The organism is Spirillospora sp. NPDC047279, from assembly GCF_040643285.1.
GTDB lineage: Bacteria > Actinomycetota > Actinomycetes > Streptosporangiales > Streptosporangiaceae > Spirillospora.
Genome location: NZ_JBEYUA010000009.1, coordinates 131,673 through 145,788, shown reverse-complemented (window position 1 = coordinate 145,788; position 14,116 = coordinate 131,673). Strand labels below are relative to the sequence as shown.

Genomic DNA, 14,116 nt, shown 5'->3' with positions numbered 1-14,116 from the left:
GGTGTCACGGCGCCGGCACCTCGATGACCGTGGCCGACCCCATCCCGCCTCCCGCGCACATCGCGGCGACGCCGAGGCCGCCGCCGCGCCGGCGCAGCTCGTGCACGAGCGTCACCAGCATCCGCGCGCCGGTCGCCGCGACCGGGTGGCCGAGCGAGCAGCCGCTGCCGTTCACGTTCACCCGGTCGGGGTCCAGGCCGAGGCGTCCGACCGTGGCCACGCACATCGACGCGAACGCCTCGTTGATCTCGTACAGGTCGACGTCGTGGACGGCCAGCCCCGCGCGGGAGAGCGCCTTGGGGATGGCCTTCACCGGCGCCAGCCCGGTCTCGGCGGGGTCGACGCCGACCGACGCCCACGACCGGACGGTCGCCAGCGCGGGCAGGCCCAGCCGGTCGCTGGCGACCACCAGCGCGGCGGCCCCGTCGTTGGCGCCGGCCGCGTTGCCCGCAGTGATGCTGAAGCCCTCGATCTCGGGGTGCAGCGGCTTGAGCGAGGCGAGCTTCTCCAGGCTGGTGCCGCGGCGCGGGTGCTCGTCCACGGCGAACAGCCCGTGCGGCGTCCCGATTGGGACGACCTCGGCTTCGAACCGCCCCTCGTCGATGGCCCGCACCGCGTTGCGGTGCGACCGCAGCGCCCACGCGTCCATCTCCTCGCGGGACACGCCCGCCCGGACCGCCGCGTTCCAGCCGACCGTGATCGACATGTCGAGGTTGGGCGCGTCCGGCCGGTCGGGATGCGTGGGCGGGCTCCACGGGTCGGCCCACTCGCCGTCCACCCGGAAGCGGGACCGCGGCGACGTGGACGCGGAGTTGACGCCGCCGGCGATGACCAGCTCGTCCATCCCGGCGCGCACGCTCGCCGCCGCGGTCTGGACGGCGGACAGGCCCGCGGCGCAGTGCCGGTTCTGCGCGAGCCCGGCCACCGACGGCAGCCCGGCGGTGAGGGCGGCGTGCCGGGCGATGACGCCGCCGCCGTACAGGCCCTCGCCGAGGACGACGTCGTCGACCTGGGCGGGGTCGAGCCCCTCGGACGCGGCGGTGACGATGTGGTGGGCCAGGTCGTACGCGGTCGTGTCGCGCAGGGTCCCCTTCATGGCGGTGCCGATGGGGGTGCGCTGGGCGGAGACGATGACGGCCTCAGGCATGGGTGGACTCCAGCTCTGCCAGCAGGACGCGGCGCAGCGTCTTGCCGGTCTCGGTCTTGGGCAGCTCGTCGCGGAAGACGACGGTGTCGGGGGTCTTGGAGGAGCGCAGCCGGTCCTTGACCCACCGGCGGACCTCGGCCGGGTCGCCCGCGCCGACGACGACGGCGACGACGCGCTGCCCCCACTCGGGGTCGGGCACGCCGAGCACCACGGCCTCGGTGACGCCGGGATGGCCGAGCAGGACGTCCTCGATCTCGGCCGGGGCGATGTTCTCGCCGCCCCGGATGATGGTGTCGTCGGCGCGGCCCTCGATGAACAGGTAGCCGTCGGCGTCGAGCCGGCCGCGGTCTCGGGTGGCGAACCAGCCGTCGGGGTCCAGCACGCTCCGCCCGCCGTACTCGCCGGAGATCTGCTCCCCCCGGACGAACACCAGCCCCGTCTCGCCGGGCCCGGCCGGTCCGCCCTCGTCGCGGCGGATCTGGAACTCGACCCCGGGCAGCGCCCGGCCGACCGAGTTCAGCCGGTCCGCGACGGCCGGATCGCCGGACGCGAGCGCCGTGCGGTGGTCGTCCGGCCCCAGCACCGCGATGGAGGACGCCGTCTCGGTGAGCCCGTAGGCGTTCACGAAGCCCGTCTCCGGGAAGGCGCGCAGGGCCCGTTCCACCACGGGCCGCGGCGCGCGCGCCCCGCCGTACGCGATCGTGCGCAGCGTCGGAACCCCGGCGTCGTCGCCCGCGGTGTCGACGATCCGCGCGAGCATCGTCGGCACCACCAGCGCGTGCGTGATGCCTTCCCGCCGTACGGTCGCCAGCCACTCCCCCGGGTCGAAGGCGGCCATGTAGACCACCCGGCGCCCGGTGTAGAGGTTCGTCAGCACGTTGGCCAGGCCCGCGACGTGGTAGGGCGGCACCGCGACCAGCGCCGCGTCGCCCTCCGCCGCGGACGCGAACTCCAGCGTGTTCAGGATGTAGGCCAGCAGATGCCGGTGCCGGAGCACCGCCGCCTTGGGCTCGGACGTCGTGCCGCTGGTGTACAGCAGCGCGGCGACGCCGTCCGGGTCGGAGGGGGCCGCCGCGTCCTCGGCGGCGTCGGTGTCGCTGTCGCTGTCGGTGGTGGTGTCGAGGAGGTCGTCGAAGTCGTCCGGGCGGAGCACGAGCGCCCCGGGGTGCCGGGCGAGCAGGCCGTCGAGCTGCTGCTCGCCCAGGCGGTAGTTGAGGGGCACGAAGGGCACGCCCGCCAGGGCCGCGCCGAAGAGCGCCACGGGGTAGGCGAGGTGGTTGGCGCCCACGTAGAGAACGGCCTGGTGCCGCCGGAAACGGGTGGCCGCAGCGCGGGCCAGGCGCAGCACGTCGGCGGCGGTCAGCGACCGGCCGCCGCCCGTCACCGCGGTGCGGCCGCCGGCCGAGGCCGCCATCTCGAGGATCATGGAGATGTTCATGAGAATGCTATTCTCACAATCAAGAGTGCCGATTTCAAGGGAGGGAAACGCTGATGCAGATCCGTGGGAGCTCAGCGGTCGTCGTCGGCGGTGCCGGCGGCCTGGGCGAGGCCACCGTCCGGCGCCTGCACGCGGCCGGGGCGAACGTCGTGGTCGCCGACCTCGCCGACGACAAGGGCACGGCCCTCGAGAAGGAGCTGGGCGTCCGCTACGTCCGGACCGACGCCACCGACGAGGACTCGGTGCGGGCGGCACTGGCCGAGGCGGAGGCCGCGGGCCCGCTGCGGATCTCGGTCGACGCGCACGGCGGCCCGGCCAGCGGCGGGCGGCTCGTCGGCCGGGACGGCTCGCCGCTGGACCTGGACGGCTTCCGGCGGACCATCGAGATCTACCTGACCGGCGTCTTCAACGTGATGCGCCTCGCCGCCGCGGCCATCGGCCGCCAGGACCCGGTCGACGGCGACCGGGGCGTCATCGTCAACACCGCCTCGATCGCCGCCTACGAGGGGCAGGTCGGCCAGCTCCCCTACGCCGCGGCCAAGGGCGGCGTCGTCGGCATGACCCTCGTCGCGGCCCGCGACCTTTCCCCGCTCGGCATCCGCGTCGTCACCATCGCACCCGGCACCTTCCTGACCCCGGCCTACGGCAAGGCCGCCGACCAGCTCGAGGAGTACTGGGGGCCGCGCATCCCGCACCCCAAGCGGATGGGCGCCCCCGCCGAGTACGCCTCCCTCGTCGAGCACGTCTGCGCGAACGACTACCTCAACGGCGAGGTGATCCGCCTCGACGGCGCGGTGCGGTTCCCGCCGAAGTGAGCTCCTCCGGGCCGAGGCCCCCGGCCGATCGCGGATCGGCCGGGGGCCTCGGTCGTGGGCCGCGGCGGGCGCGGCGGCCAGGGCTCAGTCCTTGCCCTCGGTGAGGCGGGCGATGGTGGTCTGGAAGTCCTCGGTCTGGAAGGTGAGCTCCTCGGCCGTGGTGGCGAAGTCGAGGGTGGCGAGCACGGCGCGTTCGAGATGCAGGTTGAGGAGCCGCTTGGTGCTCTCGGCGGCCTTCCGCGGCAGCCCGGCGATGCGCTTGGCACAGGCCAGCGCCTCGGCCAGCGGATCGGCCACCACGTGGTTGGCCAGCCCGAACCGGACCGCGCGCTCGGCGCTGATCCGGTTGCCGGTGAGGGCGTACTCCTTGGCGACGTGCAGGCTGGTGTGCAGCGGCCAGGTGAGCGGGCCGCCGTCGGCGGCGACGAGGCCGACCTGGACGTGCGGGTCGGAGAGGTAGGCAGTCTCGGCCATGTAGACGATGTCGCTGAGCGCCACCAGGCTGCACCCGAGGCCGACCGCGGGGCCGTTGACCGCGGCGACGACCGGGACGCGGCAGCGCGCCATGCCGAGGACCAGGTCCCGGCCGTGCGCGATGGTACGGGCCCGCAGGCCGGGATCCCGGCCGAGCTGCTTGAGGTAGCCGAGGTCGCCGCCGGCGGAGAAGGCCCGGCCGCGTCCCGTCAGGACGGCGGCGCGGGCCTCCTCGTCCTCGCTCAGCCTGGGCCATAGCTGAGCGAGCGCCGTGTGGAGGGTGTCGTTCATGGCGTTGAGCGCGTCCGGGCGGTTGAGGGTGATGATCCTCAGCGGGCCGTCCTCCTGGACGTCGATCTCCGGCGGCAGGTCGTACACGTCACGCTCCCAATCCGAGAATCCGTGCGGCGATGATGTTCTTCTGGATCTGCGAGGTCCCGCCCATCACGCCCTGGGCCCGGCTGTAGAGATAGGCGCCGAGCAGTTCGGCGTCGTGGGTCGCGCCCATCGCCAGCGCGGCGTGCCCGACCGTCTGCTCGGTCCAGGTCATCAGCAGCTTGTCCAGCGATCCCTGGGGGCCGTGCTCGACGCCGTCGAGCCGTTCGGACAGGCGGCGGCGGACGTGCAGCCGCAACATCTCGGTCTCCACGGCCGCCCAGGCCAGCTCGGCGGGCGGGGTGCCGCGGGTCCGGGCCGCGAGGTCGCGGACGAGCTTGCCGTAGCGGGCCGAGTAGCCCAGCTCGGCGGGTTCGCGCTCGTGCCCGACGACCGTCATCGCCAGCGCCCAGCCCTCGCCCGGCACGCCGACCATGTGGGACGCGGGCACGCGGGCCCCGTCGAAGAGCACCTGGCCGAACTCGTTGGTGACGCCGTTCATCATGCGCAGCGGGCGCTGCTCGATGCCCGGCTGGTCCATCGGGACGACGAACGCCGACAGGCCCTTGTGGCGGGGCGCGTCCGGGTCGGTCCTGGCCAGCAGCAGGCACCAGTCGGCGACGTCGGAGTAGCTCGTCCAGACCTTGTGGCCGTCCAGCACGTACTCGTCGCCGTCGCGGACGGCGGCGGTCGTGAGGGAGGCGAGGTCCGAGCCCGCGCCGGGTTCGCTGAAGCCCTGGCACCAGCGTTCGGTGCCCGCGATCATCCCCGGCAGGAAGCGGCGGCGCAGCTCCGGGCCGCCGTGCCTGCCGAGCCCCTGGACGAGGTAGCCGAGGCTGGGACGGGGAGGCGCGCCCGCGATGGCCAGCTCCTCGTCCAGGATGACGTCGTAGACGGGCGGCAGCGCCCGCCCGCCGTACTCGCGCGGCCAGGAGAGCCCGAAGAACCCGCCCGCGTAGAGCGCCTGGTGCCATTCGCCCTGGCGGGTCCAGTAGTCGTCCCCGGAGGTGGGGAAGGCGCCGGCGCGGTCGGCCAGCCAGATGCGCAGCCGGCGGCGGAACGCGGCCTCCTCGGGCGAGTCACGAAAGTCCAAGGTCGATCTCCTCCAGGCTCACGGGGAACAGATCGGTGGAGGCCAGCACCCGGCGCAGGTACACGTGGGCCAGGCAGTCCCAGGTGTTGCCGATCCCGCCGTGCACCTGCACCGTCGTCTCGCAGATGGTCCGGGCCGCCCGCGCGCAGTACAACTTCGCGATCCGCGCCGCGCGCAGGCCCTCGTCCGGCGGCAGCTCGTCGACGGCCCAGGCCGCGTACCGCAGCACGCTCACCGAGCCCTCGATCAGTGCCAGCCCCTCGGCCAGCAGGTGGGCGACCGCCTGGTAGGTGCCGATCGCGTGGCCGTACTGCTCGCGCACCTTGGCGTAGTCGCACGCGAGCGCGTGCGCTCCCCGGGCGGCGCCCACCAGGTCGGCGCAGGAGGCGACCAGGGCCAGCACCCGCCAGCGGCCGGCCAGGTCGGCCGACAGCTCGCCGACCGGTTCGAGCGGCCCCCGGATCTCGGTGTTCCGCCTGGTGAGGTCGGGCCCCGGGAGGACCACGCCGGTCCAGCCCGCCAGCAGCCGGCGGCCGCTGAGCAGCACCACGCGGGCGATGCCCCGCGCGTCCACCGCCTCGGCGTCCACCCCCACCGTCCAGGGCGGGTCGTCGAAGGTGTCGTCGGCGCTGTCGCCGCGCAGGTCCGCGGCCAGCACGGGCCCGAGGAACGGCACGTCGACCAGGCGCCGCCCGAACTCCTCGGCGACGAGGGCGACCTCGACGCCGGACGCGCCGTCGGCGCGCAGCGACCGCCAGCCGGAGGCGGCGACCGCCTTCTCCAGGCGCACGACGCGGTCGGCGTCGTCGAGGTCGTGGACCGAGCCGGGGCCCAGGTCACCGGCCAGGCGCGCGGCCGAGTCGCGCAGCTCCCTCTGCTCACTGGTCAGACGTGCGTCCATGGCGTTCCTTGAGCACTCGGCGCAGCACCTTGCCGGACGGCAGGCGCGGGATCTCGGCCACCAGCTCCACGCGGCGCGGCCGTTTGTAGGAGGCCAGCCGCTCGCCGACGAGCGCGGTGAGCACGACGGGGTCGACCTCGCCGTGCGGCACGACGGCGGCCATGACCGCCTCGCCGTCGGCGGCGTCGGGCACGCCGTACACCGCGCAGTCCGCGACGCCCGGGTGCCCGTGCAGGACGGCCTCGATCTCGGCGGGCGCGACCTGGAAGCCGCGCACTTTGATCATTTCCTTCGAGCGGTCGGTGATCCTGAGCAGGCCGTCCTCGCCGAGGTGGCCCACGTCGCCGGTGCGGTACCAGCCGCCGTCGAACGCCTCGGCGGTCGACTCCGCCGGGAGGTAGCCGGCCATCAGCGAGGCCGCCCGCACCTGGATCTCGCCGGTCTCTCCCGGCCCGAGCGGCTTCCCGGTCTCCAGCGAGACGACGCGCAGCTCGACGCCGGGCACCGGGGCGCCGACCGCGTCGAGCCGGGCGCCGCCGGTCGGGCTGCACGCGATGACGGGCAGCTCGCTGGCCCCGTACGCGGGCACCCAGCCGACCCCGGTGCGCCGGGTGACGGCCTCGGCGACGCTGGGCGTCACCGGGGTCGCGCCCCACATGATGTAGCGCAGCGAGGAGAGGTCGTAGGACTCCAGCGCGGGGTGGGAGGCGATCGCCAGCGCGATCGGCGCGACGGCCATCTCGACGGTGATGCGGTCGGCCTGGATGTGGTGCAGCATCAGGTCGAGGTCGAACCGGCGGTGCAGGCGCAGCCAGGCTCCGGCCTCCAGCGCCGTGACGATGTTGAGCAGCCCCAGGATGTGCGAGGGCGGCGTGGTGATCTGGAGCCGGTCGCGGTCGGTGAGGCCGAGCGCGACCCGCCAGTGCTCCACCGCCGCGCCGAGGGACGCGTGGGTGTGCCGGACGGCCTTCGGCAGCCCGGTCGTGCCGGAGCTGAACACCAGCACGGCGTCGGCGGCCGGATCGTTCGCGGCGGCCGGGGCGTCCGCGGGCACGATCGGCTCGTCGAGGTGCACCATCGGCATGGCCTCGGCCAGCAGCGGATGGTCGCCCACCGCGAACGCGGGCTTGGTGATCGCCAGCGCGTGGCCGAGCTCGCCGCGCCTCCACGCGGGGCTGAACAGGACGACGGCGGCGCCGAGGCGCCAGATCGCCCGCACCGCCACCACGAACTCGGGCCGGTTGGACGACATCAGCGCGACCCGGTCCCCCGGGCCCGCGCCCCGGTCCGCGAGCGTCGCGGCCAGCCCGCCGGCCAGTGCGTCCAGGCGCGCCGCACTGTACTCCCGCTCTTCGTAGACGAGCACCGGCAAGCTCCCATCCAAGAGATGAGAATAGTATTCTCGTATCCGTAGAACCTTCATACCACAGGGAGCCCGACCATGCCGAGACCTCCTCTGTTCCAGCGGGCGACCGTCACCCGGGTCGTCCGCGAGACGGCGGACACCAGGACGTACGTGCTCGCTCCGCACGAGGGGCCGTTCTCCTACAAGGCCGGGCAGTTCTGCACCTTCCGGGTGCGCGTCGGCGGCAGGGACCTGCTGCGCTCGTACTCGATGTCGAGCGCCCCGGAGACCGACGACGAGCTGATGACCACGGTCAAGCGGGTGCCGGGCGGCCAGGTCTCCAACTGGCTGCACGACAACGTCGCCGAGGGCGACGAGGTCGAGGTGACGCGGCCGATGGGCGTCTTCTGCCTGCGCCCGGCCGAGGGGCCGCTGCTCGGGTTCTGCGGCGGCAGCGGGATCACGCCGATCCTGTCGCTGGTCAAGAGCACGCTCGCGACGACCGCCCGCCCGGTGCGGCTGCTGTGCGCCGACCGCGACCGCGACGCAGCGATCTTCGCCGGCGCGCTCACCGATCTGGCCGGCCTCCATCCCGGGCGGCTCAGCGTGGTCCGCCACTTCGACGACGAACGCGGGCTGCTGGACGCGGACGCGGTGCGGGCGTTCGTCGGCGCGGACGGCGCCGCCGACTCCTACGTGTGCGGGCCCGAGCCGTTCATGGATCTGGTCGCCGCCGCGCTGCCGGGTCCGGGCCGGACGTTCAGCGAACGTTTCGGCGGTCCCCCCGCTCCCCCGCCCGCGCCCGGGCCGGCCGCCGCGCCGCCCGAGCCCGCCCCGGCCGCCGACACGTTGACGATCGAGCTCGGCAGGAAGCGCGTGAGGGTGCCGCGGCGCCCGAACGAGACGTTGCTGGAGAGCGCCCGGCGGGCGGGCCTCGCGCCGCCGTTCTCCTGCGAGGCGGGCAACTGCGCCACCTGCATGGCCAAGCTGACCGAGGGCACCGCGACCATGCGGGTCAACGACGCGCTGACCGACGACGAGGTCGCCGAGGGCTACGTCCTCACCTGCCAGGGCGTGCCCGGCCCCGGCGCGGTGACGGTCGTCTACGAGTGATCCGCCAGGCCGCCGTGCTCGCCGAGGCGGGGCGGCGGCCCGTACCGGGGGACGTGCCCGGCGACGCGGACGGGCGTGCCGACCAGCCGGTACCCGCCCGCCGACACGATCATCTCCGGGGTGGCCGCGAGCGCCTCCGGCAACGTCCTGACCGCCGCGGCCGGCACGCCCAGCGGGCGCAGCCGCCGTTCCCACGACCAGGCCGTGTCGGCCGCGAGCGCCGCGGTCACCAGCGCCACGACCTCCTCGCGGTGCGCCGCGCGCTCGGCCATCGCCGGGTAGCCCTCGATGCCCGCCTCCGCCGTGAACGCCTTCCAGAAGCGGTCGTGGGTGATGAACAGCGCCAGGTGGCCGTCGCCCGTCGGGAAGAGCTGCGCCGGAACGTAGTAGGAGTGCGCGCCGGACGGCAGCCGCCGCGGCTCGGTCCCCTCGTTGAGGTAGGCCGACGCCCGGTAGTTGAGCTGGGAGAGCATGACGTCGCGCAGCGAGACCTCCACCTGCCCGCCGCGCCCCGAGATGATCTGCGCGAGCAGGCCGAGGGCGGCGGCGATCCCGGCGGAGTTGTCGGCCGAGGAGTAGCCGGGCAGGACCGGCGGGCCGCCGGGCTCGCCGGTGAGCGCGGCCACCCCGGTCGCGGCCTGGATCACGTAGTCGAACGCCGGCTCGTCGCCGGCGTCCAGGCCGAAGCCCGTCATCGCGACGCAGACGAGCCGCTCGTTCCACCGCCGTAGCGCGTCGTAGGTCAGCCCGAGCCGGCGGATCGCCGAGGGCTTCATGTTGACCAGCAGCGCGTGCGACCCGGCGGCGAGCTCGCCGAGGCGGGCCTGGCCCGCGGCCGAGGTGAGGTCCAGGCGGACGCTGCGCTTGCCCCGGTTGAGGCTGGCGAAGTAGGCGTCGCTCACCTGGCGCGACAGGTCGCCGCCCGGCGGCTCGATCTTGGTCACCTCGGCACCGAGGTCGGCGAGCAACATGGTGGCGTACGGGCCGGAGAGGATGTGGCCGGCCTCCAGGACGCGGATTCCCGCGAGCGGCCCGTCGCCCATCGCAGGTCCGGCGCCCATCGCGGGTCCGCCGCTCATCGCAGGTCCGCCGCCAGCCCGGCGAGCATCTCCCGGGTGCGGAGCTTGGAGGCGACCAGCTCGTCCCGGCCCTCGCCGATGGGCAGCAGCCGCACCGAGAGGTCGGTCACCCCGGCGTCGGCGAACCGCCGGAACCGCGCCGCGATCGCCGCCTCGTCGCCCGCCGCGCACAGGTCGCCGACGTCCTTGGCGTCGCCGTGGTCCAGGAGCCGCTGGTAGTTGGGCGACACCTCGGCCTCCCCGAGGATCCGGTTGGCGCGCTCCCGGGCCGCGCCGGCCTCCGACGGCCGGCACAGGCAGACCGGGATGCCCGCGACGACGCGCGGGGCGGGGCGCCCGGCGTTCTCGGCGGCCTTGGTGATGCGCGGCACGACGTGGTCGGCGACCGCGCGTTCGTCGGCCATCCAGAGCACGGTCCCGTCGGCGCGCTCACCGGCGAGGGCGAGCATGACCGGGCCGAGCGCGGCGACCATGACCGGCAGCCGCGCCACCGGGCCGAGCCCGAGGGGGTTGTGCACGGTGAACGTGGCGTTCTCGACGTCGACCGGGCCGGGGCCGTTCAGCGCGGCGTCCAGGACGTCGAGGTAGTCGCGGGTGAAGGCGGCCGGCCGCTCGTACGGCAGGCCGAGCATGTCCCGCACGATCCAGTGGTGCGAGGGCCCGACGCCCAGCGTCAGCCGCCCGCCGGTGGCGGCCTGGGCCGACAGCGCCTGGCGCGCGAGCGCGACCGGGTGCTGGGCCTGCAACGGCACGACGGCGGTGCCGAGCTCGATCCGCGTCGTGGCCGCGCCCATGAGCGCGACCGCGACGAGCGCGTCGAAGTCCGTCGGGATCTGGGGGATCCAGGCGGTGTCGAGCCCGGCCTCCTCCGCCCAGCGCACGTCCTCGATCATCCGGGTGACCTTGCGCGCGGCGTCCCCGCGTTCCGGCCCGATCATCACACCGACCCGCACGTCTCCTCCAGGTTTCGCGGCATCAGGGGGCGGCGGAGGCCGCGGTCAGCGCGCGGACCTCCGTCACGAGGTCGTCGAGCGGGGTGCCGGTCGGGAAGACCGCGGCGGCACCCGCGTCCCGCAGCCGGGGGACGTCCTGCGGCGGGATCGTGCCGCCGACGACCACGGCGATGTCGGCCGCGTCGGCGGCGCGCAGGGCGCCGACGACGCGTGCGGTGTGCGCCAGGTGGGCGCCGGACAGGATGCTGAGGCCGACGACGGCGACGTCCTCCTGGAGCGCGATCGCCACGATGTCCTCCACGCGCTGGCGGATGCCGGTGTAGACGACCTCGAAGCCCGCGTCGCGGAGCGTCCGGGCGACGATCTTGGCGCCGCGGTCGTGCCCGTCCAGGCCCGGCTTGGCGACGAGGACCCTGACCGGCGGCATCAGAACACCACCGGCTGCTGGAACTCGCCCCAGACCCCGGTCAGGGCGCCGACCATCTCGCCGAGCGTGCAGTACGCGGCGGCGCAGTCGATCAGCGGGTGCATGAGGTTGCCGGTGCCCTCGGCCTCGCGCGCCAGGGCGGCCAGCCGGTCGCGGACGGCCGCGGGGTCACGTTCGGCCTTCACCTTGGCGAGCCGTTCCAGCTGGCCGTCGCGTCCCTCGGTGTCGAGCTCGTAGGTGGTGATCGGGGGCGGCGGCTCGTCGGAGGTGAACCGGTTGACCCCGACGACGGGCCGGCCGCCGTCCTCGATCTCGCGCTGGAGCCGGTACGCCTCGTCGGCGATGAGGCCCTGCAGGTAGCCGTCCTCGATGACGCGGACCATGCCGCCGTGCCGGTCCAGGTCGTCCATGATCTCGATGATGCGCTCCTCGGTGGCGTCGGTGAGCGCCTCGACGAAGTACGAGCCGCCCAGCGGGTCGGCCACCCGGGCGACGCCGGTCTCGTGCGCCAGGATCTGCTGGGTGCGCAGCGCGAGCGTCGTTGACTCCTCGCTGGGCAGGGCGAACGGCTCGTCCCACGCGGCGGTGAACATCGACTGCACGCCGCCGAGCACCGACGCCATCGCCTCGTACGCGACGCGGACGACGTTGTTGTGCGCCTGCGGCGCGTAGAGCGAGGCGCCGCCCGCCACGCAGCCGAAGCGGAACATCGAGGCCCGGTCGGTCGTCGCGCCGTACCGTTCGCGGACGATCGTCGCCCAGCGCCGCCGCCCCGCCCGGTACTTGGCGACCTCCTCGAAGAAGTCGCCGTGCGTGTAGAAGAAGAACGAGACCTGCGGCGCGAACTGGTCGATGGTCATCCGGCCGCGCTCGACCACGGTGTCGCAGTAGGTGACCCCGTCGGCGAGCGTGAACGCCATCTCCTGCACCGCGGTGGCGCCGGCGTCGCGGAAGTGCGCCCCGGCGACCGAGATCGCGTTGAACCTGGGCACCTCGGCCGCGCAGAACTCGATGGTGTCGGCGATGAGCCGCAGCGACGGCTCGGGCGGCCAGATCCAGGTGCCGCGCGAGGCGTACTCCTTGAGGATGTCGTTCTGGATCGTGCCGGTGAGCTTGGCGCGCGGCACGCCGCGGCGTTCGGCCGCCGCCACGTAGAACGCCAGCAGGATCGCGGCGGTGCCGTTGATGGTGAAGCTGGTGCTGATCCGGTCGAGCGGGATGCCGTCGAAGAGCACCTCGGCGTCGGCGAGCGTGTCGAGGGCGACCCCGACCCGGCCGACCTCGTCCACCACCTCGGGGTCGTCGGAGTCGTAGCCGCACTGGGTGGGCAGGTCGAGCGCCACCGACAGGCCGGTGCCGCCCTGGTCGAGCAGGTAGCGGTAGCGGCGGTTGGACTCCTCGGCGGTGCCGAACCCGGAGTACTGCCGGAACGTCCAGAGCCGTCCCCGGTGGCCGGTGGGGAAGTTGCCCCGGGTGAACGGGTAGACGCCGGGGTCGGGCGGCGTCGCGCCAGTGGTCCCGGCGTCGGCGGGCCCTGCTTCGGCGGGGCCGTAGAACGGCCGGAGCGGGATGCCGGACGAGGTCCGGACGGCGTCGTCGTCGGTCACCTCAGCCGATCCTTCATCACCTTGCCGGTGGCGTTCAGCCGGAGCGGCGGGTCGACCAGGGCCTCGGCGTCGCCGAAACGGTCGGCGGCGCCGAGCACCAGCTCCGGGGTGGTCTCCCAGGTGGTCGGGGAGCCGGTGGTCATCGCGAGATCAGGCGCGCCAGGTTGCCGCCCATGATCTTGGCCTGGTCGGCCTCGCCCAGCTTGCCGAGCGCGTCGACGTAGGTGACCGGGTCGGCCAGGCCCTCGGGGTGCGGGTAGTCGGAGCCGAAGAGCACGCGCTCGACGCCGATGAGGCCGGTCAGCTCGGCCATGTCCTCCTCCCAGAACGGGCTGACGTGAATCTGGCGCTTGACCAGCTCGACCGGGTTCTCGCCGAACTCGTTCGGCATCTTCTTGTAGACGTCGGCCAGCTTGGACAGCAGCGGCTCGACCCAGGAGGAGCCGTTCTCGATGACCGCGATCTTCAGGTCGGGGAACCGGTCGAGCGCGCCGTGGCAGACCAGCGACGCGACCGCGTCCTCGACGGGCCGCCACTCCGACATCGCCCGGAAGGCGTTCGGCTTGAACGGCAGGAACTCGCGGTTGCCGCCCTCCCAGTCGTTGGCGTAGCGCGCGTAGCCGCTGTCGGAGGAGTGCATCCCCACCAGCACGCCGGTCTCCACGACGCGCTTCCAGAACGGGTCGAACTCCGGCAGGGCGAAGGACCGCGAGCCGCCGAAGCCGGGGACCGGCGCGGGCCGCACCAGGATCGCCCGCGCGCCGCGCTCGACGCACCAGTCCAGCTCGGCGATCGCCTTCTCCACGATGGGGAGGCTGATGACCGGGGTGGTGTAGATGCGGCCCTTGTAGTCGAACGACCAGGTCTCGTGCAGCCACTGGTTGAGGGAGTGCGCGACGACGTGGATGAGCTCCGGGTCGTCGCGCATGCGCTCCTCGACGAGGCTGGCGAGGGTGGGGAACATCAGGGTCTGCTGGATGCCCAGCTCGTCCATCAGCTCCAGGCGCGGCGCCGGCTCGCGGAACGCGGGGATCGCGTCCATCGGGTCACCGAAGATCTCCCGGCGGCTCTTGCCCTCCGGGTTGCCCACCCGGAAGAACTCCTCCATCGCCCCGGGCCTGGCGACCACGTCGAAGGTCGGGTTAGGGATGTACTCGCTGATCTGCCCGCGGATGGCGATCTTCTTGCGGCCGCGCACCTGCACGTACTGGATCGCGCCGTCGTACTCCTTGGGCAGGAACTTGGTCAGCGCCTCTTCGGTCTCGTAGAGGTGGTTGTCCGCGTCGAACAGCGGGAAGGGCAACGTGCGCGACGGCATTGAGATCCTCCTTTGCAGATTGCGAGAATCT

The 14,116-nt window shown here is 73.8% G+C and carries 14 protein-coding genes; 2 read left to right on the top strand and 12 right to left on the bottom strand.

Annotated elements, in window-relative coordinates:
* Positions 1–4: 4 nt before the first annotated feature.
* On the bottom strand, positions 5–1,147 hold the full coding sequence (locus ABZ810_RS23870) for a thiolase family protein (RefSeq protein WP_358406536.1): 1,143 nt from the start codon (positions 1,145–1,147) through the stop codon (positions 5–7).
* Positions 1,140–2,585 (bottom strand): fatty acid--CoA ligase family protein, encoded by a 1,446-nt coding sequence (locus tag ABZ810_RS23865; protein WP_358406534.1) that lies wholly within the window; start codon positions 2,583–2,585, stop codon positions 1,140–1,142. Before ABZ810_RS23865 ends, ABZ810_RS23870 begins: the two co-directional genes overlap by 8 nt.
* Before the next feature lie 53 nt (positions 2,586–2,638).
* Here ABZ810_RS23865 and ABZ810_RS23860 point away from each other — a divergent pair, with 53 nt between their 5' ends.
* Complete coding sequence (locus ABZ810_RS23860; RefSeq protein ID WP_358406531.1) at positions 2,639–3,400, top strand: SDR family NAD(P)-dependent oxidoreductase; 762 nt, start codon at positions 2,639–2,641, stop codon at positions 3,398–3,400.
* 84 nt (positions 3,401–3,484) lie between these two features.
* Here the strand turns inward: ABZ810_RS23860 and ABZ810_RS23855 are convergent, their stop codons facing one another.
* The 4 genes from ABZ810_RS23855 to ABZ810_RS23840 are packed head-to-tail and all read right to left on the bottom strand — an operon-like array spanning position 3,485 to position 7,627.
* Positions 3,485–4,252 (bottom strand): enoyl-CoA hydratase/isomerase family protein, encoded by a 768-nt coding sequence (locus tag ABZ810_RS23855; RefSeq protein ID WP_358406529.1) that lies wholly within the window; start codon positions 4,250–4,252, stop codon positions 3,485–3,487.
* 1 nt (position 4,253) lies between these two features.
* The gene (locus ABZ810_RS23850; protein ID WP_358406526.1) at positions 4,254–5,342 is read right to left on the bottom strand and encodes an acyl-CoA dehydrogenase family protein; all 1,089 of its coding nucleotides are present in this window, start codon (positions 5,340–5,342) and stop codon (positions 4,254–4,256) included.
* Positions 5,329–6,243: an acyl-CoA dehydrogenase family protein gene (locus ABZ810_RS23845; RefSeq protein ID WP_358406523.1), complete on the bottom strand. Its 915-nt coding sequence runs from the start codon at positions 6,241–6,243 to the stop codon at positions 5,329–5,331. The genes ABZ810_RS23850 and ABZ810_RS23845 overlap by 14 nt, the downstream gene beginning before the upstream one ends.
* Positions 6,221–7,627: an AMP-binding protein gene (locus ABZ810_RS23840; RefSeq protein WP_358406521.1), complete on the bottom strand. Its 1,407-nt coding sequence runs from the start codon at positions 7,625–7,627 to the stop codon at positions 6,221–6,223. Before ABZ810_RS23840 ends, ABZ810_RS23845 begins: the two co-directional genes overlap by 23 nt.
* A 57-nt stretch (positions 7,628–7,684) precedes the next feature.
* Here ABZ810_RS23840 and ABZ810_RS23835 point away from each other — a divergent pair, with 57 nt between their 5' ends.
* Positions 7,685–8,701, top strand: coding sequence for a ferredoxin--NADP reductase (locus ABZ810_RS23835; RefSeq protein ID WP_358406520.1), 1,017 nt, complete (start codon positions 7,685–7,687; stop codon positions 8,699–8,701).
* Here ABZ810_RS23835 and ABZ810_RS23830 read toward each other — a convergent pair.
* Genes ABZ810_RS23830 through ABZ810_RS23805 form a run of 6 tightly spaced genes read right to left on the bottom strand, consistent with a single transcriptional unit; the run spans position 8,692 to position 14,085 of the window.
* Positions 8,692–9,780 (bottom strand): CoA transferase, encoded by a 1,089-nt coding sequence (locus ABZ810_RS23830; protein WP_358406519.1) that lies wholly within the window; start codon positions 9,778–9,780, stop codon positions 8,692–8,694. The genes ABZ810_RS23835 and ABZ810_RS23830 overlap by 10 nt on opposite strands.
* Positions 9,777–10,733: a TIGR03564 family F420-dependent LLM class oxidoreductase gene (locus ABZ810_RS23825; RefSeq protein ID WP_358406516.1), complete on the bottom strand. Its 957-nt coding sequence runs from the start codon at positions 10,731–10,733 to the stop codon at positions 9,777–9,779. Before ABZ810_RS23825 ends, ABZ810_RS23830 begins: the two co-directional genes overlap by 4 nt.
* A 22-nt stretch (positions 10,734–10,755) precedes the next feature.
* On the bottom strand, positions 10,756–11,160 hold the full coding sequence (locus ABZ810_RS23820; protein ID WP_358406515.1) for a cobalamin-dependent protein: 405 nt from the start codon (positions 11,158–11,160) through the stop codon (positions 10,756–10,758).
* Positions 11,160–12,767, bottom strand: a complete 1,608-nt coding sequence (locus ABZ810_RS23815; protein WP_358406512.1) for a methylmalonyl-CoA mutase family protein — start codon at positions 12,765–12,767, stop codon at positions 11,160–11,162. Before ABZ810_RS23815 ends, ABZ810_RS23820 begins: the two co-directional genes overlap by 1 nt.
* Complete coding sequence (locus ABZ810_RS23810) at positions 12,764–12,910, bottom strand: hypothetical protein (RefSeq protein ID WP_358406510.1); 147 nt, start codon at positions 12,908–12,910, stop codon at positions 12,764–12,766. The genes ABZ810_RS23815 and ABZ810_RS23810 overlap by 4 nt, the downstream gene beginning before the upstream one ends.
* Entirely contained in the window at positions 12,907–14,085 is a 1,179-nt protein-coding gene (locus ABZ810_RS23805) for an amidohydrolase family protein (protein WP_358406509.1), read from the bottom strand. The genes ABZ810_RS23810 and ABZ810_RS23805 overlap by 4 nt, the downstream gene beginning before the upstream one ends.
* Positions 14,086–14,116: the final 31 nt, after the last annotated feature.

Excerpts from the sequence above, each read along its gene's own strand:
- ABZ810_RS23870 (WP_358406536.1), bottom strand. The coding sequence starts at position 1,147 with ATGCCTGAGGCCGTCATCGTCTCCGCCCAGCGCACCCCCATCGGCACC.
- ABZ810_RS23865 (WP_358406534.1), bottom strand. The coding sequence starts at position 2,585 with ATGAACATCTCCATGATCCTCGAGATGGCGGCCTCGGCCGGCGGCCGC.
- ABZ810_RS23860 (WP_358406531.1), top strand. The coding sequence starts at position 2,639 with ATGCAGATCCGTGGGAGCTCAGCGGTCGTCGTCGGCGGTGCCGGCGGC.
- ABZ810_RS23845 (WP_358406523.1), bottom strand. The coding sequence starts at position 6,243 with ATGGACGCACGTCTGACCAGTGAGCAGAGGGAGCTGCGCGACTCGGCC.
- ABZ810_RS23835 (WP_358406520.1), top strand. The coding sequence starts at position 7,685 with ATGCCGAGACCTCCTCTGTTCCAGCGGGCGACCGTCACCCGGGTCGTC.
- ABZ810_RS23830 (WP_358406519.1), bottom strand. The coding sequence starts at position 9,780 with ATGAGCGGCGGACCCGCGATGGGCGCCGGACCTGCGATGGGCGACGGG.
- ABZ810_RS23820 (WP_358406515.1), bottom strand. The coding sequence starts at position 11,160 with ATGCCGCCGGTCAGGGTCCTCGTCGCCAAGCCGGGCCTGGACGGGCAC.
- ABZ810_RS23810 (WP_358406510.1), bottom strand. The coding sequence starts at position 12,910 with ATGACCACCGGCTCCCCGACCACCTGGGAGACCACCCCGGAGCTGGTG.
- ABZ810_RS23805 (WP_358406509.1), bottom strand. The coding sequence starts at position 14,085 with ATGCCGTCGCGCACGTTGCCCTTCCCGCTGTTCGACGCGGACAACCAC.